The 17399-nt window shown below is 56.0% G+C and carries 21 protein-coding genes; 8 read left to right on the top strand and 13 right to left on the bottom strand.

The features are described 5' to 3' along the window. Positions 1–17 precede the first annotated feature (17 nt). Entirely contained in the window at positions 18–719 is a 702-nt protein-coding gene (locus KIN_RS08855) for a response regulator (protein ID WP_159807931.1), read from the bottom strand. A gap of 8 nt (positions 720–727) precedes the next feature. Beyond that, complete coding sequence (locus tag KIN_RS08850) at positions 728–1240, bottom strand: MarR family winged helix-turn-helix transcriptional regulator (protein WP_159806114.1); 513 nt, start codon at positions 1238–1240, stop codon at positions 728–730. Between the two features lie 162 nt (positions 1241–1402). Between KIN_RS08850 and KIN_RS08845 the strand changes: the two genes are divergently transcribed. Continuing rightward, on the top strand, positions 1403–2272 hold the full coding sequence (locus tag KIN_RS08845) for a branched-chain amino acid aminotransferase (protein WP_159806112.1): 870 nt from the start codon (positions 1403–1405) through the stop codon (positions 2270–2272). A 239-nt stretch (positions 2273–2511) separates the two neighbouring features. Here KIN_RS08845 and KIN_RS08840 read toward each other — a convergent pair whose 3' ends face one another. From KIN_RS08840 to KIN_RS08830, 3 genes are read right to left on the bottom strand one after another with little or no spacing between them, the layout of a single operon-like run. Further along, entirely contained in the window at positions 2512–3462 is a 951-nt protein-coding gene (locus KIN_RS08840; RefSeq protein ID WP_159806110.1) for a DMT family transporter, read from the bottom strand. Continuing rightward, positions 3459–4475 (bottom strand): phosphatase domain-containing protein, encoded by a 1017-nt coding sequence (locus tag KIN_RS08835; protein ID WP_159806108.1) that lies wholly within the window; start codon positions 4473–4475, stop codon positions 3459–3461. The genes KIN_RS08840 and KIN_RS08835 overlap by 4 nt, the downstream gene beginning before the upstream one ends. Before the next feature lie 18 nt (positions 4476–4493). Beyond that, positions 4494–5648, bottom strand: a complete 1155-nt coding sequence (locus KIN_RS08830; protein ID WP_243144874.1) for a HupE/UreJ family protein — start codon at positions 5646–5648, stop codon at positions 4494–4496. Between KIN_RS08830 and KIN_RS08825 the strand changes: the two genes are divergently transcribed. Further along, on the top strand, positions 5647–6465 hold the full coding sequence (locus KIN_RS08825) for a DUF4198 domain-containing protein (RefSeq protein WP_159806106.1): 819 nt from the start codon (positions 5647–5649) through the stop codon (positions 6463–6465). The two genes, KIN_RS08830 and KIN_RS08825, sit on opposite strands and share 2 nt — an antisense overlap. Before the next feature lie 234 nt (positions 6466–6699). Beyond that, positions 6700–7044, top strand: a complete 345-nt coding sequence (locus tag KIN_RS08820; RefSeq protein WP_159806104.1) for a DUF2794 domain-containing protein — start codon at positions 6700–6702, stop codon at positions 7042–7044. A 3-nt stretch (positions 7045–7047) separates the two neighbouring features. Here KIN_RS08820 and KIN_RS08815 read toward each other — a convergent pair whose 3' ends face one another. The 3 genes from KIN_RS08815 to KIN_RS08805 form a co-directional block, all read right to left on the bottom strand. Further along, the gene (locus tag KIN_RS08815) at positions 7048–7875 is read right to left on the bottom strand and encodes a C40 family peptidase (protein ID WP_159806102.1); all 828 of its coding nucleotides are present in this window, start codon (positions 7873–7875) and stop codon (positions 7048–7050) included. Continuing rightward, a complete protein-coding gene (locus KIN_RS08810; RefSeq protein WP_159806100.1) occupies positions 7872–9254 on the bottom strand; it encodes a leucyl aminopeptidase family protein in 1383 nt (460 codons plus the stop codon). The genes KIN_RS08815 and KIN_RS08810 overlap by 4 nt, the downstream gene beginning before the upstream one ends. Positions 9255–9324: 70 nt before the next feature. Beyond that, a complete protein-coding gene (locus KIN_RS08805; protein WP_159806098.1) occupies positions 9325–9705 on the bottom strand; it encodes a hypothetical protein in 381 nt (126 codons plus the stop codon). A 144-nt stretch (positions 9706–9849) separates the two neighbouring features. On the opposite strand from KIN_RS08805, the gene KIN_RS08800 reads away from it, so the two are divergent. From KIN_RS08800 to KIN_RS08785, 4 genes are all read left to right on the top strand, one after another. Continuing rightward, positions 9850–10497 carry a carbonic anhydrase gene (locus KIN_RS08800; protein ID WP_159806096.1) on the top strand — a complete coding sequence of 216 codons (648 nt, stop codon included), beginning with the start codon at positions 9850–9852 and terminating at the stop codon, positions 10495–10497. Between the two features lie 64 nt (positions 10498–10561). Further along, positions 10562–11539 (top strand): sodium-dependent bicarbonate transport family permease, encoded by a 978-nt coding sequence (locus KIN_RS08795; protein WP_159806094.1) that lies wholly within the window; start codon positions 10562–10564, stop codon positions 11537–11539. Between the two features lies 1 nt (position 11540). Further along, positions 11541–11852 (top strand): P-II family nitrogen regulator, encoded by a 312-nt coding sequence (locus tag KIN_RS08790; protein WP_159806092.1) that lies wholly within the window; start codon positions 11541–11543, stop codon positions 11850–11852. Between the two features lie 126 nt (positions 11853–11978). Then, positions 11979–12659 (top strand): hypothetical protein, encoded by a 681-nt coding sequence (locus tag KIN_RS08785; RefSeq protein WP_159806090.1) that lies wholly within the window; start codon positions 11979–11981, stop codon positions 12657–12659. 7 nt (positions 12660–12666) lie between these two features. Here the strand turns inward: KIN_RS08785 and KIN_RS08780 are convergent, their stop codons facing one another. Beyond that, on the bottom strand, positions 12667–13689 hold the full coding sequence (locus KIN_RS08780; RefSeq protein WP_159806088.1) for an aspartate-semialdehyde dehydrogenase: 1023 nt from the start codon (positions 13687–13689) through the stop codon (positions 12667–12669). A gap of 142 nt (positions 13690–13831) precedes the next feature. On the opposite strand from KIN_RS08780, the gene KIN_RS08775 reads away from it, so the two are divergent. Continuing rightward, positions 13832–15070, top strand: a complete 1239-nt coding sequence (locus KIN_RS08775; RefSeq protein WP_159806086.1) for a Coenzyme F420 hydrogenase/dehydrogenase, beta subunit C-terminal domain — start codon at positions 13832–13834, stop codon at positions 15068–15070. Here the strand turns inward: KIN_RS08775 and KIN_RS08770 are convergent. Genes KIN_RS08770 through KIN_RS08755 form a run of 4 tightly spaced genes read right to left on the bottom strand, consistent with a single transcriptional unit; the run spans position 15002 to position 17366 of the window. Further along, positions 15002–15367, bottom strand: coding sequence for a hypothetical protein (locus KIN_RS08770; protein ID WP_159806084.1), 366 nt, complete (start codon positions 15365–15367; stop codon positions 15002–15004). The genes KIN_RS08775 and KIN_RS08770 overlap by 69 nt on opposite strands. Beyond that, positions 15368–16165 carry a metal ABC transporter permease gene (locus KIN_RS08765; protein ID WP_159806082.1) on the bottom strand — a complete coding sequence of 266 codons (798 nt, stop codon included), beginning with the start codon at positions 16163–16165 and terminating at the stop codon, positions 15368–15370. It abuts the gene before it with no gap. Then, a complete protein-coding gene (locus KIN_RS08760; protein WP_159806080.1) occupies positions 16165–16881 on the bottom strand; it encodes an ATP-binding cassette domain-containing protein in 717 nt (238 codons plus the stop codon). The genes KIN_RS08765 and KIN_RS08760 overlap by 1 nt, the downstream gene beginning before the upstream one ends. Beyond that, complete coding sequence (locus tag KIN_RS08755; RefSeq protein WP_159806078.1) at positions 16878–17366, bottom strand: Fur family transcriptional regulator; 489 nt, start codon at positions 17364–17366, stop codon at positions 16878–16880. Before KIN_RS08755 ends, KIN_RS08760 begins: the two co-directional genes overlap by 4 nt. Positions 17367–17399 lie beyond the last annotated feature (33 nt).

Below are 17399 nucleotides of genomic sequence, written 5' to 3'. Positions count from 1 at the left end.
GTGTTGTGATTGCCCTGTTAGTCGTGGGTGAGCATGTAGCCCGCCCCACGTACTGTCTGCAGGTAGCGGGGCTGTTTCGGGTCGGCTTCGATCTTGCGACGCAGGCGCGTGATCTGCACGTCCACCGCGCGCTCCTGCGCCTGTCCCCTATCGCGCCCTAAATCTTCAACAAGTTGCGCCCTTGAAAACGGCTCGCCTGGCGCAGTCGAGAATATCCGCATCAGAGCAACTTCTGTGGCGGTCAGACGGACCATGTCGTCCCCATGCCACATCTCGGCCCGTTCCGTGTCATAGCGAATTTCGCCCAAGTTGATGACCTTTGGGGCTTCAACAGTCGCCTCTGACGCCGGAACTCGCCGCAAAATCGCATTGATCCGCAACAGCAGTTCTTTAGGTTCGAATGGCTTGGCGACATAGTCGTCCGCACCCGCTTCCAGACCAGAAATCCGGTCAGTGCTCTCACCCTTTGCCGTCAGCAGCAGGATCGGCGTTTCCATTTTCTTGCGCAGTTCGCGGGTGAAGGTGATCCCGTCGTCGCCGGGCATCATCACATCCAGAACGATCAGATCGAAATCCAGCCCCTCCAGTAATCTGCGCGCATGATCGGTGTCACGTGCCGCCGTAGTCCAGAAACCATTGCGCGACAGGAACTGCCGCAGAAGTGTTCTGATCCTCTCATCATCATCTACAATCAGAAGGTGAGCGTCATTTTGGGTCAGTCCAGCCATCAACTGCCATCCTTGAGGCTTTGAAAGTGTTTGCGCAACTCCGGATCCATGATTTGTTCAAGCACCTTCCGAAATCCGGCGACGGCGTCGGGTCCGGCATCGCGGTATGCAGCGCGCATGCGGACACGCTGTGCTTCAGACAATTCTTTTTCCAACGCCTGGCCCTTGTCTGTCAAAAACAGATGCCGTTCACGCCGATCTCTTTTGCCGACCTGAGATTCCACCAACCCATCCTCGATGAGAGCGCGCAAAACACGGTTCAGCGACTGCTTTGTAACACCAAGGATGTCGAGTAGATTGTTGACAGTTGTGCCAGGCGATCTGTTAATGAAGTGAATAGCCCGGTGATGCGCACGCCCGTAGGCATAGTCGTTCAGGATGCGATCCGGATCTGCTGTAAATCCACGATAGGCAAAGAACATCGCCTCGATTCCACGTCGCAACTGATCGTCTGTCAGAAAGAGAAGATTTTCACCGCTCGTTGAGGCATGCGCGGATCCGCGTTCAGACATCTATATAGCCCTTTTTCTTCTCTACTCTTGTCATATTATGTCAGCCTTGTTGACTTTCCAAGTACAGAATGATAGCGATTCTCAGCATTTTTGAAATATTATGTCCGAGGTGGCCGCATATTGGCAATAATCGGAAATGAAGAGCGAAGCGGAGGACGGAAAATGTCAGGTGGATATGATGACCGCGATGGTCTGATCTGGATGGACGGCAAGATGATCGATTGGCGCGACGCCAACGTGCACATCTTGACCCATGCCATGCATTACGCCTCGTCCGTGTTCGAAGGTGAGCGTTGCTACAACGGTAAGATTTTCGAGAGCCGCAGACACTCTGAGCGCCTCCATGCTTCCGCCAAGATGATCGATTTCGAGATACCTTGGACTGTCGATGAGATTGAGGCGGCCAAACAAGAGGTTCTGACCGCGAACGGCTTGACAGACGCCTATGTGCGCGCCGTGGCATGGCGCGGCGCAGGGGAGGATATGGGCGTCGCATCCGCGCGCAATCCGGTTCGACTCGCTATTGCTGCGTGGGAATGGGGCGCATATTACGGCGATGCCAAGATGAAGGGCGCGAAGCTCGACATCTCGAAGTGGAAACGGCCCAGCCCCGAAACCATCCCGTCCCACGCCAAGGCCGCAGGTCTTTACATGATCTGTACCATGTCAAAACATGCGGCAGAGGCTAAGGGGTGTTCAGACGCGATGATGTTCGACTACCGGGGCTATGTGGCGGAAGCGACCGGCGCGAACATCTTTTTCGTTAAAGATGGCGAAGTTCACACGCCAGATCCGGATTGCTTCCTGAACGGCATCACACGCCAAACAGTCATTGGGATGCTGAAAGAGCGGCAGGTCAAGGTGCATGAACGCCACATCATGCCGGAAGAGCTTGAAGGGTTCGAGCAGTGCTGGTTGACAGGCACAGCAGCAGAGGTGACCCCAGTTGGCAAAATCGGGGACTACAATTTCGATGTTGGCAGCCTCACCCGCGATATCTCGGAAGACTACGAAAAACTGGTGCGTGCTTAAGCGCGCCAGCCCTTGATAATGCGAACATAATTTTTCAGCCGTGTCGCAGCTCGCCGCGTTTTCATGCGACGCTGAAGCATCAAGCTGGCCTCACTTGGATGGCTCGCCGAAGCCAGCAAGGTGGCTCGGCGCAGATTATGGCCACGCGGTCTTCGAACGGGTGTGTCTAGAATATGTTTGCCCATGATCTCCTCCCGTAACTGAGGACACCATAGCAGATTCGCCACAGCTTTGCAGAATTACCCCTGCGGGGTCATCACTTTGCGACCTTTCGCCCGTTCCAGACCCAGCTTCCGTTCACGCCAAATGATGAGTACGCCCGCGCAGATTATCAAGGCGATCCCAAACATCATAGGCCACGTGGGAACCTCGGCGAATACGAAATATCCGATGCCGACGGCCAGGAGGATCGAAGAGTACTCGAACGGTGCGACGATGGACGCATCGGCGTACCGATAGCTTGAGGTGAGGAAGATTTGGCCGACACCCCCCAAAAGACCTGCCCCGATCAACAGCATGGCTTCTTGGGGCGTTGGCATTACCCATCCGAAGGGGATCGTCAGCAGCGACAACGAGGCAGACGTCACCGAAAACCAGAAGACGATCGCCGAGGTCGGCTCGGTCATCGTAAGCTTGCGGACGAATACATGGGCCAATCCGGCCATCACCGCTGACCCAAAGGCAACAATCGCGCCAAGTGCAAGCAGCGGATCCGCATCACCGCCCGATAACACAGTAAGACGCGGCCACATGATGATCAGAACGCCAGTTAGCCCCAGCGCGACAGCGGTCAGGCGGAAAGCGCGGACAACCTCACCCAGAAACATCGCCGCAAAGACGACCACCAGAACGGGTTGGGCGTATTGGATCGCTTTAACCTCCGACAAGGGGAGCAACCCCAGGGCCGAAAACCCGAGCCCCATGGCGGTCACACCAACAAGGCCGCGCCAGAAGTGACCAAGCGGATTGTCGGTCTTCAGACCAGTCCTCAGTTCACCGCGAACCGCAATCCAGCCAAGGACGATCGGAAGCCCGAAAAAGGCGCGAAAGAACACGGCCTCGCCCGCTGGTACGCGCTCCGAAGCGATTTTGATGAGGCTGGCCATGACGATGAACATCGTGACGGCACCAAGTTTAAAAAGGATCGCCTTAAGCGGTTTCGACCGGACCAGCTTAGGCGGGGTTGTCATGATCTCTCGCGATCCTGAGAAGGGTCAGCTAGATCGATCTGATCGACCATTCCCTTGAAGTTGACGCCATGCAGAAGTTGCACGCCTTCCGCCTCTATCTCGGCCATCGCTTGTTTGCCTTCGGTGTTTGGACCGGGTCCCGGCTCCCGCAAAATGACGGTCTTTATACGACCCGGATGGCGACGGATCGCAGACAGGTAGATCATCGCGTCGTGCTGACCGGTGTCACCGATCAAGATAGCTGGCAGCGACGGATTGGACGCGAGAATTGTGTCGATGGCGCTGCTTTTATGATCGCCGTGGGTACCCGTGATAAATTGGCTTTCACTGAGCCCAAGGTCCCGCAGAAACTTAGGGCCTCGCACCAGTCCGGCATGGGCAAACACGTCGGACAGAAACTTATGAAAGTTCCAAGGAGACGAGCTGACGTAGAAAATCGGATTCCGCCCGTTTTGAGCAAGCGCATTCATCAGAACGATTGCATCCGGAAAGATGACGCGCGTCAGGGCGTTCCCGGTGAGGGACGTCCACAGGTTCTTCAAAACAGAATACGCACCCGTTTTTAGCATCGTATCGTCAATGTCGGATGCGACAAGAAACTGAGCGTCTTCAGGCGAGATGCGAACAGGGCAGGTGACGGCGGTCTCTGGTTGATCTTCCAAATGGGCGGGAACCTCGATCCAACCACTGCCTTTGGGACGTGGCAAGCGGATCGTGAAGTAGCCTTCTTCGTCTGTTTTCGCCGTCACATCAGATGCGCGAACCTCAACATCCGCCACTTCGCTGGTTAAAAACAGACCAACCATCTGTCGCAGATTGGTGAACCAGCTTTGATCTGCTTGAGCGATCCTCTGTGCCGAAGCCGCCAGAACGCGCCCCCGCAGAACGATCTCGTCTGGTGTGGAGTAGCCGTAGTAAGGCTCGATGACCTGACCTGTTCGGTTGCGCCGCCAGATCATGTCGGCGGCTCTCTCCAGAAATAGCGAGATCTTGTGCAGAATGTTTTTGATCATTCAGTGCCCCTTTGTGTTTTAAAAAAACACCCGCTCAACAGCCCAATACGCGCCGATAAGTGCGATCACGACGGAGGCCGGGATAGAAATGGCCCGGCGGTACCAGGGCTTTTGTCCAAACCAATAGCCCACCGCGAGAAACGCCAGGGCAACGACCGTGAGTTGCCCAATCTCGACACCGATGTTGAACCCGATCAGACCTGCCACGAAGCGCCCCGGCGCCAGGCCGAACTCCCCCAAGACAGACGCGAATCCAAGCCCGTGCAAAAGGCCAAACGCAAAGATGACGAACGGCCGCCACGGTGTCACGCGCGAGACGAAGATGTTCTCCACAGCAACATAAACTATGGACGCGGCGATCAGCGGTTCCACAATCGCAGGTGAGATCGCGACGACGCCGAGGCTCGCCAGCGCAAGAGTAATGGTATGCGCAACTGTGAACACAGTAATCTGCATGACCAGCGGCCTGACCTTCAGGCTGAGGAAGAATAGGCCAAGGACGAACAGAATATGATCCAAGCCCTTGGGAATAATGTGATCGAACCCAACACCAATGTAGCGGACGAATACGGACCACCCGCTTTCCGTGGCTGAACCGGCTCGGGGTAGTGGTTCGCTGAGATCGCCGTTCTCCAGAAAACCAGCATAGGCATCGTCACCTGCGCCTGCCTGACGTACAATCAGCGGCCCGTTGGCCGCCGCCCACCCGACCCGAACCTCAGAGTCGTCATTGGGCAAGGCACCCTCTAGGGTCACCATCGTGTCGCGCGGCAGCTCTAGATTTTCCAAAGGCACGACAGATACACCAGTTAGCGCCAACGAAACATCGGCATCTCCCGCGCGAACGAAGAAACCGGATTGGAGGTCCTGCCACGCCGCCTGAAACCGGGCTTCCAGTTCGCTGGGCGGCAGCGCCCGCAATTGATCGTTCAGGTCCGCTTCGGGCGCTTCGTTGGTATCTTCCAGACCCTGCAAATCGATACCCGCCAGAAGCGGTTCTGCGGTCAAGCGCATCTCGATTTGGAGAGCGCTGTCATCCAAAGTTACATCGGCAATTGCGGGTCTGACTTCATGGGCAGATGCGACCGACAAAAAGGTGAGGAGGCTGATGGTTGACAATATGACCCAGCAGGCCAGCATGTAGGTGAACGCTTGGAAAGGCTTGATCATCATGAATTTTCGTCCCGCTCTTTGTGCCGGTCTCATCGGTCTTCTCCCCAGTGTCGCGATGAGCCACGAATTCTGGATATCTCCCGAGGCCTACGTGATCGAGAACACCGAGAAGTTGCAAGCCCAACTTCGTGTCGGAGAAGAATTTCAAGGCAGCGGATATTCCTTCAACCCCCGTCGGTTCGAGCGGTTCGAGGTTCTTTTGGATAACGACACCTTGCCCGTCGATGGACGACTGGGGGACACGCCTGCCCTGAACATGGACGTCTCGAACGACGGGCTTGCCATCATCGTTCATGAAACGACGGACAGCGTTTTGACCTATACGAAGTGGGAAAAGTTCGTGAAATTCACGACCCATAAGGATTTTACCGAGGTTCTGAATGAACACACCGAACGCGGTTTGCCTCAGGACAGGTTCAAGGAGCGGTATCGGCGCTTTGGCAAAAGCCTTGTCGCCGTCGGGTCTGGCGCGGGCGATGACCAAGCGGTCGGCCTGCGCACCGAAATCGTTGCATTGGCGAACCCTTATACGAAAAGCGGCGATACATTGCCGGTTCGCGTGCTGTTTGAAGGGGCGCCGCGGGCCGATGTTCAGGTCGAATTGTTCGAACGCGCACCTGACGATACGGTCAACGTGACGCTTCACAGAACCGACGCGACAGGTGAGGTCGATTTGCCCATTAAGCCTGGTCATGCCTATCTTGTTGATGCGGTCGCTATGGTCCCGCTTGAGGCACAAAAGCCCAAGGACGATCCGGTATGGTACTCGCTTTGGGCGTCACTAACATTTGCTGTGCCTGACGACCCCTTGAAGTGAGCAACCCCACCCTGAAAACTCAGGATGGGGCCGTAGTCCCGTGTAGTCCGGTGCGACCATCTGGGTGGGGGCTGATACTGCCGCACCGGGTTGAGCTCTCACTCGCTACACATGGAATAGGTCGCAACCAATCATGGCCAAAACAGGGAAAACGCGCGGAATTGCTGGGGTTTCGATAGGATCGCCTGTGGACAACTCTTGCAAAATGAGCCGTGTTCACGTCAGGGTTGCACGATGAGCTATAATTCACCAATTCCGCTGCAAGGGCATCAGATACCGGACCGAGTCGCGTTTCACCGTCGAGAGCTCGGGGACATCCTTACACTTTATGGTCGCATGGTATCCGCTGGCGAATGGCGGGACTACGGGATTTCGATGCTAAAAGACGTCGCCGTTTTCTCGATTTTTCGACGCGCGGCGGAACATCCAATCTACCGCATCGAGAAACGACCAAAGCTTGCCGCCAAGCAACAGCAATATGCCGTGATTGGTATGGATGGTCGCATTCTGAAGCGGGGTGCTGATCTAAAGCAGGTTCTCAGGGTTCTGGAAAAGAAACTGATCCGCGTCGTCGAATGACTGTCATTCGGGTCTTTTGATCGATGTAACTGGACCATCGCCAGCCTCGTCGATCCGTTGGATTGCGTCTTCCAAAGGCTCATAGGCCACAGCCATGTGATGCGCGTTGGCATGGATCATAATGCTATCTGATGTCATCAGACCAACGTGCCCGTCCCAAAAGACCAGGTCACCGCGGCGAATATCTTCCATCTCGACAGGATGTCCGATGTCCTGTTCCTGCATATCGCTGTCGCGCGGACATTCGCGCCCACAGGCACGCCAGCAAATCTGGATCAAGCCCGAGCAATCGATGCCGTAGCGGCTGGAGCCGCCCCAAAGATATGGCGTACCCAACAGCAAATCCGCAACAGCGACGGGATCCTTCCGACGTTCACCAATGGGCTGGAGATGGACGCTTGGGACACACTGCCCGCCCGACAGGCGAGACCACGTGCCTTCAATGCCGATCACAGATACTTCTGATCCGAAATATAGCGCGCCTTGGGTCATGACCTTCAAATGAGGTGCGGGGTACAAATGGGTTGCAGGAACAGATACCCAATGGGTCGCGTCCTCGGCACGTCCCAAAAGATCTTCACGAATATAACCGCAGTAGCCGTCATAGACCGACTGCCCAAACGCATGGCCCTTGTGTACCTCAAGAACGTTGAACAGATCACCAAACAGAAGTTGAGACGTGCGGCGCCCTCCGGGTTTGCCAAGGATATCGGCGGCCGCACAGGTACATTGCAGCAACTCCCCTTCAACATATCGCGGCGCATCGACCTGACCTTCTAAATAGGCGGCGGCCACACGTTCGTTGGAAGGCGTTAAGCGGGCGTCGGTCATAGGTTGAGAACTTTCGGTAGTGCGTCTAGCAGCGCCCGGGCCCCTTGACCCAAACCGCCTTTCGGTCGGGCGGGGAGTGGATTGGGCTGCCATCCATATATGTCGAAATGTGCGAATTTGGCCGTGTGCTCCACGAAACGGCGCAAGAAAAGTGCTGCGGTGATGGAGCCCGCAAATCCACCGCCGGGCGCGTTGTCCAAATCAGCGACCGCCGGTTCTATCATGGTCTCGTACGGTGTGTGGAATGGCATCCGCCAAACGGGATCACGCACAGCCTTCGCCGCATGTTGCAAGGCCTGAGCCAACTCATCGTCATCTGTATAAAACGGCGCCAAGTCTGGTCCCACGGCGACACGCGCCGCGCCGGTCAAGGTCGCCATGCAGATCAGAGCATCGGGCTTTGCCTCATCGGCGTAGGTCAGCGCATCGGCCAGAACCAGGCGACCCTCTGCATCTGTATTGTTGATCTCCACTGTTTTGCCAGCGCGGGAGATGAGAACATCCTGAGGGCGAAACGCGTTGCTGCTGATCGAGTTTTCGACGGCAGGGACAAGAACTCGCAGACGAACCGGTAACTTGAGTGCCATGATCATATGCGCCAGCCCGAGGACCGTCGCGGCGCCGCCCATGTCTTTTTTCATCAACCCCATAGAGGACGCGGGTTTGATATTGAGACCGCCCGTATCAAAGCAGACGCCCTTACCAACGAGCGTGAGCGCCGGGCCGTCGGTTCCCCATGTCAGATCGATTAGTCTTGGGGCATCGGCGGAAGCCCGCCCGACGGCGTGTACGAGTGGGAAACCTTTTTCCAGCAATGCCTCACCGGTGATGACGTCGACCTGAGCGTCGTGATTCTGCGCCAATTGTCGCGCGGCGGCCTCCAACTGGGGTGGGCTCATATCGTTTGCAGGCGTGTTGATGAGATCTCGCGTCAGAAACTCACCCGCCGCAATCGCGCTGAGCCTGTCCGCATCTACGCCGTCCGGGCAGATAAGCTTTGCGGAGTGCGGCTCCCCTGATTTGTAGCGGTTGAATTTGTAGCGGGACAGCAGCCAACCCAATGCATGCTCTTGCAGGTCTTCAGCCTCACCGTGGCTGGCAATCTTATAGGTCCCCTCGGGCAGCTTTTGGGCAATCGATGCGAGGTGAAACCGACCGCGCGCGGCGGCGGATGTGTCACCCAACCCCGCTGCGATCGCGTCAACGCCGCCATCCGTACCCGGGATCAAGCAAACCTCCCCTTCGCGCCCTGTGAAACCATTTGCCTTGACCCATCGCTGCACATGCGTGCTCTGATCAGAGAGCCAACTGTCCAGACGATCAGGCCGCAGCAAATGAAGTGGATGGGCTGACGCATCGGGCGCGGCAAAAGTGGGCATTCTTAAATTTCCTATCTCAGATTTGCAGACACTACCTGTAATTGAAAGTGCTGCAAATCAAAGTCGGAAATCACCCAGGGATGTCTTGCATGTCCCACATTGCATTCAAGGATTTGTCCGCGATGCGACGCAGGCGTTCCAGCGTGGCGCTCAGGGCAATGAAGTCTTGTTGCTCGACGCATGTCACAACATCGGCAACGACTGTCACGAAGGTCTGCATCCCGATGTGATCCGCTGCATTGGACAATTGGCGGGCCTCAGCGGACATGATCGACCAATTTTGAGCGGTGTACGCCTCTTCAACACGGCCCAAGCCACATGACAGTTCTTCCATTGTCAGCGAGATCAGTTCTTCTGCACCAGCATCGCCAAGCGATACACATAATTCGACCAATCGGTCTGGATCAAGAATGACCCTTTCCACGAATTTCAGTTTTATAATATCGGACATCGTCCACCCCTTTCCACCCGCACCCCGCGGCTGTGTTGGGTCAAAACTGCCGTTTCCACATGAAAAAAGTGTTTCGTCGAAAATCAGAAATCACTCGAAATTCAATTGAATTGAAAGTAGTTGGGCCTGAATCGGGAGACGACTATGGATGGATTGAAACCGCTGCCTGCCTATCTGATCCAGCGCTATCACGGCTGGAAGGCAACTACATTCGCGGAAAACGAGGCGTGGCATCGAAAGCTTGCTGAAGAGGGGCAGCGGCCCCGTGCGATGGTCATTTCGTGCTGTGACAGCAGGGTCCACGTGACCTCGATCTTTGGAGCCGAGCAGGGTGAGTTCTTCATTCATCGCAATATCGCGAACCTTGTCCCGCCCTACGAGCCCGATGGCGACCACCATGGCACATCAGCTGCCATTGAATACGCGGTCGAGTCACTGGGCGTTGCCCATATCATCGTGCTTGGTCATTCCCGCTGTGGCGGTGTTCAGGGATGTTATGACATGTGTTCGGGCAACGCGCCGGAGCTTGAAAAAAAATCCAGCTTCGTCGGGCGGTGGATGGATATTCTGCGACCGGGCTTTGAAGGCCTGCCAGACGGATCCGAAAGCGAGCGGCTTGAGGCGCTGGAACACGCGTCCATCCGTATTTCGCTGAGCAACCTAACCACCTTCCCGTTTGTCCGACACGCGATCGAGGAAGGACGCCTCAGCCTTCACGGTCTCTATAATGATATCGCGAAAGGCGACCTCTGGGCGTTGTCGACCGAAACCGATGAATTTACGGCTGTCTGAGCAAAGCACTTGAGGCCAAGGGTCTTTTGCTGAACAACGGTCAGACACAAAAAACGAGGGCAGTATGGACGGAATCCTAGCGCTGGCTGCGGCCAACCTGATTTCACCTGTGATTTTGTCATTTGCTCTGGGCGTTGCCGCCGCGCTTGCCCGGTCAGATCTGACGGTCCCTGAGGCCGCTGCGAAAGCGCTTTCGATCTATCTTCTGTTCGCGATTGGCTTCAAAGGCGGCGCCGCTGTCGCAGCGAACGGGATTGATGCCCGGCTTGTCGGGACACTGATCGCCGGTCTGATTCTGTCTGCCCTGCTGCCCTTCGTGGCATTTGCATTGCTGAAAGTGCTCACCAACCTCAGCAGGACGGACGCAGCCGCGGTCGCCGCGCATTACGGATCGATCTCTATCGTCACGTTTGTTGCAGGCACCACCGTTCTGGAAAGCGCCGGATTGACCGCAGAAGGTTACATGGTGGCCACCGCCGCAGTCATGGAAGCGCCAGCCATTTTGTCTGCCCTCTGGCTGATCTCGCGCGGCAACGGAGATGACGAGATGGAGCCCGGGCTCTGGCGCGAGATCCTGCTTAACGGCTCAATCGTTCTTTTGGTCGGCTCCTTCATTATCGGGGCCGTCACGGGCCAAGACGGATTGGACAGTATCGCAAGCTTTATTGTGGCGCCGTTCACCGGTGTCCTGTGTCTGTTTCTACTGGATATGGGGCTCGTGGCCGGACGTGGTCTTCGGACCTCTGCTCGTCTGCTGGGGGCTGGTGCCATCGTTTTTGGGGTGACAATGCCGCTTGTCGGCAGTCTCGCAGGCCTCGGCGCGGCGTTGCTTCTTGGTTTGTCGACCGGGGGGGCGATGTTGTTGATGACCCTTTCGGCATCCGCTAGCTATATCGCCGTCCCAGCCGCTATGCGGGTTGCCTTGCCGGAAGCCAATCCTTCTATCTATCTGACGCTGTCGCTTGGCGTTACATTCCCGTTCAACCTGACGATTGGCTTACCGATTTACCTAGCCATCGCGCGCTTCGCTACAGGAGGTTAGAATGCAAACCCATCCGGCCAAACGTGTTGAAATCATCATCGAAGCCCCGGCCCAGCGCCGTCTTGTCCGCGCCATGAATGATGCCGGGATCGACGCTTATACAATTTTGCCGGTTTTGGGCGGCTCCGGTCGATCCGGACGATGGTCGCGAGATGGTCAGGTCAGCACAGCATCAGGCATGATCAGCGTCACCTGCATTCTGCGATCTGATCGATTAGATGGCCTGCTGAACGCCGCACTTGAAGTTGTCGAGCGCCATATCGGAGTGGTTTCTGTGACGGATTGCGAAGTTCTTCGTGCCGAGAGATTTTGACCCATTCTATCACCTCGCTAAACCACCGACCTTTTTCTAAAATTTTTCCCAGAATTGCTTTCGGCAGTCAGCACCAGTTAACTTCGCCGGTCCAGAACCCCTCAGTGCGATAACAAGGGGCAACACATGACTGTTTTTTCTATTTCCGGCTACAAGATAACCTCGGACGAATTGAGTCAGGTGACGACCGTCGCGCCCAGCACACTTGATGTGGTCATGCGGACTGGTGTGGAAACACTGGATTTTGCATATGTAGAAATTGAACCGGATTCCGCAGCGATTTCGCTGTCGGATTATAATCTGGTCATGGATGGCGTCCATGTAAATGACGCTCCGCAGCCAGACCGCGTCGAGATATTTGGTCTAAGCGCCAGCGACCAAGGGCAAACAAACGTAATCTGTTTTGGTTTCAACAACGAAAACGGCACAGTAACCGATCAGCTCTTTTCCATATCGGACACACCGCTGCCAGATATGAGCACACCCGATCTCGCCAACTCAACCTTGGCAAACGCATTCATGACGCGCCTTGATCATACGGACATGCCGGACGGGTTTTCAATTTCGCTGCCCCAGATTGACGGTGTAGAAGTCTCCGGCGTTCTCATGAGCATGTTTGAAGCAGAGGATCCGACCGATCGGTTCGACTTCCGGCCTATGGAAGACGACGGCTCCTCCATGCCCGACCTCGGTCTCATTTTCGAACAGAGCGACCCATTGGCGGATACGGAACAAGCACCCGAAGCCGCCGACATCATCCACGTCGAGGAAGCTCCTGATATCTTCATTGAAACCGATATGGTCTAAAGAGGGGTCACCCCTTCTTAAGAACGCGCGCCCCAAGCGTTTCGGCGATCTGCACGGCGTTCAAAGCGGCGCCCTTGCGCAAATTGTCAGATACGCACCACAGGTTCAGGCCATTTTCAATCGTTGAGTCCTGGCGAATGCGACTGATAAAGGTCGCAAAATCTCCGGCGGCTTCGACCGGCGTGACGTATCCACCATCCTCCCGCTTGTCTATAACCATCACACCGGGCGCTTCACGCAAGATATCACGCGCCTCATCCTCGTCCAGAAAGTCTTCGAACTCGATGTTTATCGCTTCGGAGTGGCCCACGAAAACAGGCACACGGACACATGTCGCCGTGACCTTGATGGCCGGATCAATGATCTTTTTCGTTTCCGCGACCATCTTCCATTCTTCTTTGGTCGATCCGTCTTCCATGAAGGCATCGATGTGGGGAATGACATTGAACGCAATCTGTTTCGTGAACTTGTCAGCCGCCCGTTCCTGTCCGGGCACATAGATGCCCTTCGTTTGGTTCCACAATTCATCCATCCCGGCTTTGCCAGCGCCGGAAACAGATTGGTACGTGCTCACAACAACGCGCTTGATCCGTGCGCGATCATGAAGCGGCTTGAGGGCGACAACCATCTGCGCGGTCGAGCAGTTGGGGTTCGCGATAATGTTCTTCTTCGAATAGCCGGTAATCGCGTCAGCATTCACCTCGGGGACAATCAGCGGAACGTCAGGATCGTAGCGGTAGAGCGAAGAGTTATCGATCACCACACAACCGGCTTTCGCGGCACGCGGTCCATGCTCTTTCGTACCGTCGGAGCCAATCGCAAAGAGGGCGATATCCCAGCCTGCGAAGTCAAATTCATTCAGGTCTTTCGTGACAAGTGTCGTATCGCCAAACGAAACTTCTGTTCCAAGCGAGCGCCGCGACGCAAGCGCCGCGATTTCATCCACTGGAAACTGGCGTTCCGCCAGAATATTGAGCATTTCACGGCCGACATTCCCGGTCGCGCCGACAACGACAATCTTGTATCCCATGTCACTTGATCCTTTACGGCACTTGTCTTGCAGACGCGGCCTGATAACGGGATTGGGTCCCGGAGGGAAGAGCGATTGTAAGACCTACCCAAAGTGTCATCTGAAATTGACATTTTGGACAAGCGACAGATACCGTGAACTCATGACAGGCTATACTGCCCCGCCCCTTCCAGACGCCGAGGCGCGCCAGATTTGCACCGATTGCGGTCTCTCCCGGATGAAGCTGTCCAAGTCCTGTGGTATGGCCTGCCAGTTTATCAAGCCAGACTACCCCGAAATGGAGCGTGTGGTCCAAGGCCGGGCGCGCAGACCGGATGAACTCTTCTTCGGACCAGTTATTTCGATGCACAAGGCCGCGCTAGACAAACCGGCGGAAGGGGCTCAATGGACCGGTATCACAACCCGCCTTGCGCAGAAGCTGCTTGAAACCGGTACAGTTGATGCAGTTTTGACAGTTGGGCCTCATCCAAATGACAAATGGCGACCCCAGCCGATTATTGTCACGGATCCGGCCGCCATGCCGATCGCCCGGGGAATGCGGATGGGCTATGCGCCCCTGCTTAGTCTATTGGAACCCGCGGCGGCAGCTGGCCACAAGCGGATCGTGGTGATCGGGATACCCTGTCAGGTTTACGCACTGCGCCGGATCGAAAAAGAACTCGGGTTCGAGGCGATCTTTGTTATCGGCACGCCTTGCTCCGACAACACTACGACCGAGAATTTCCATACGTTTCTTGGAACACTTTCGGCTAAACCAGAGACGATCACCTATTTGGAGTTTCGCGCGGATTATCATGTGGAAATCCGGTTTGAGGACGGCACGTCGCAGGACATACCGTTTCTGAAGCTGAAGCTTTCGGAGCTACCCGACGATTTCTTCCCTCTGAGCTGCAAAACCTGCGTGGACTACACGAATGTGCTGTCTGATATCACAGTCGGCTACATGGCCGGTGAGGGTGAGCAGTGGATCCTTGTCCGGAATGCGCGGGGGCAAGGCATGCTCGATGGCATCAAGGGCGAAATGCGCCTTGATCAGATTGGTACAGCCGGAAACAGAAGAGGTCCGGTGAAAGGCTTTCTATCAAATACCGAACGGGCTGCCGGTGGCTTGCCACTGCGTCAGATGCCCAACTTTATGCGTGGATTGATGGCATGGCTGATGCCCAAGATCGGACCACGCGGTTTGGAGTTTGCGAAGGCGCGAGTCGAAATGAAGGCGATCGAGACGGTTCTGCATCTCAGACGGCAGCACCCGAAGCGCGTGAAGAACATGATCCCGGAACATATCTGGGATTTGACCGCTCCCTATGACCTAACGCCTCAACCTGACGAGAGACAGGATGATCAGGCACCACCCAAGGATAGCCTGGCCGTGAAATGACAAATTTGAGGGGCCCTGGAAGCTAAGAATGTCGAAGATGAGCTCGACCGATGGAGGCTGCCCCACGACCCATTGCTGCGGCAACCCATCAATGATCACCCGGTAGAATTGATAGTAAAGTTGCGGTGACAGCCAGACGAAGCCGTAGAACACCATGATAGCGAGCAAGGGCGCACTCCAACCGCGCATCGCTTTCCGCGCGATGATGATAGTGAAGATCGCAAGAAGCACGGAAAGAACCAGCAATCCGGCCTGACCAAGCGGGCTGAGCGTAAAAAAGCTATCGCCTTCGTACATTCAAAAGCGCTTGGCAAGAAGCGGTCGAACGGCATGGCTGAGAAAGAACGCAATCGCCGCGCAACAGACAATGGAAGGTCCTGTCTGGGTATCGATCAGCAAGGACGCCTGCAAACCGCCAATGACCGAACCGACGGCTATTATCGCTGCAAGGACGGCCATGACCTCCGGCGTTTGACTGAGGGGGCGTGCGGCTGCGGCCGGTATTACCAAAAGGGCCGCAATCAAAAGAACGCCAACAATCTTGATGGCCACAGCAACGATCAACGCCAAGGCAAGGGTCAGGATGAGTTCCTGCCGCTTGGGGTTGACGCCAGCGGCGCGGGCAAGGTCCGGGTTCAAGGTCGACAACAAAAGCGGTGACCAGAACCAGAGCGTCAATGCCAAAGCGGCCAGCGCACCTATCCAGATGACGATTAGATCAACGTGGCCGACAGCGAGAATGTCACCGAACAGGTAGGACATCAGATCCACGCGAATTCCGTTGAGGAAAGACACTGCAACCAGGCCGAAGGCGAGAGACGAATGCGCAACGACCCCCAAAAGTGTATCCATGGCAACACCACGGCCGTTGAGAGATGTGATAAGCAGCGCCATCGAGAGCGCGACAACCAGAACGCCTGTAAAAACAGGAATAGACGTGGCCAAAGACAGAGCAACGCCCAGCACAGCTGCATGCGCTGTGGCGTCACCGAAATAGGCCATGCGGCGCCACACCACAAAGCATCCCAAAGGGGCGGCGCCCAACGCAACGCCAATCCCCGCGACGGTCGCACGCACCAGAAAATCGTCAAACATCAATGGGTCTCATGCGAGTGATCGTGGTCATGGCGATATAGCGCAAGTGCGCCTTGAGTGCCCGTCCCGAACAGGGCCCGGTACTCAGGTGCGGAGGCCACCGTTTCCGGACTGCCGTGGCAGCAGACATGCCCATTCAGGCAAATCACACGATCCGATGCGCTCATTACGACATGAAGCTCGTGGCTGACCATCAGAACAGCACAATTGAGGGATGCGCGCACGTCTTCCACTTGGCGATAAAACGCGGCGGACCCAACCTGATCTAGCCCTTGGGTTGCTTCGTCGAGGATCAGCAATTGCGGGTCTTCCAACAAAGCGCGGGCCAGTAGGACCCTTTGAAACTGCCCACCGGACAAGGATGTCATTTGTTGTCGTTCAAGCCCTTCCACGCCCGCTTGCGACAAGGCTTCAGCGATTTTTGCCCCGGATCGCTTTTTGGGCAAAGACAGAAACCGCGCCACGGTAATGGGAAGCGTCTGATCAATATGAAGCTTTTGCGGAACGTAGCCCAAGCGCAAACTGCCAGGCATAACCACCTGGCCCGCGTCAGGCTTGATCGCACCGACAATGGCGCGCAGGACAGTCGATTTTCCCGACCCGTTTGGGCCAACGATTGTCACGATTTCACCGGCATCTAGATGAAAACTGACGTTCTGCAGCACAGGCTTCCCGCCAAGCGAAACGCTGACTTTGTTGACGTCTACCATCCTCATCGCTGTGTCTCGTTCTCTGCGGATTGGCAACTTGGGCAGAGTCCTTGCGCTTCCAGAACAGTTTTTTCGATCTCAAACCCAGCCGCTTCAGCCGCCGCCTTGAAAGCCCGGGCATGTGCGGGCGAGCGCGCCTCCGCCACGGCGTCGCAATCACGGCAAATCATGAAAGATGGAAGGTGATCCGCGTCCGGATTGATACACGCAACGTAGGCGTTCACCCGTTCAAGCTTATGGGCGAACCCATTTTTGACAAGAAAATCCAAAGCGCGGTAGGCAACTGGCGGCTGCGCGTTCCAGCCTTCCGCGGCAAGTTGCGCGAGGATATCATACGCTCCAAGCGCCTTATGTTCTGACAGCAACAGTTCGAGCACACGTCGGCGGGACTTGGTCAACCGCAACGATTTTTCCGCGCAATGCTTTTCCACCCGAGCCATCGCAGTCCTTATACAATCCGTGTGATCATGCGCCTCGAAGCCGGATGCCATTTCGTTAAATCTCCGTATTGATATATTATAACA

The organism is Litoreibacter roseus (genome assembly GCF_009811795.1).
Lineage (GTDB): Bacteria > Pseudomonadota > Alphaproteobacteria > Rhodobacterales > Rhodobacteraceae > Litoreibacter > Litoreibacter roseus.
Note: the sequence above shows the minus strand (reverse complement) of the source record. Positions and strands in the feature narration are given on the sequence as shown.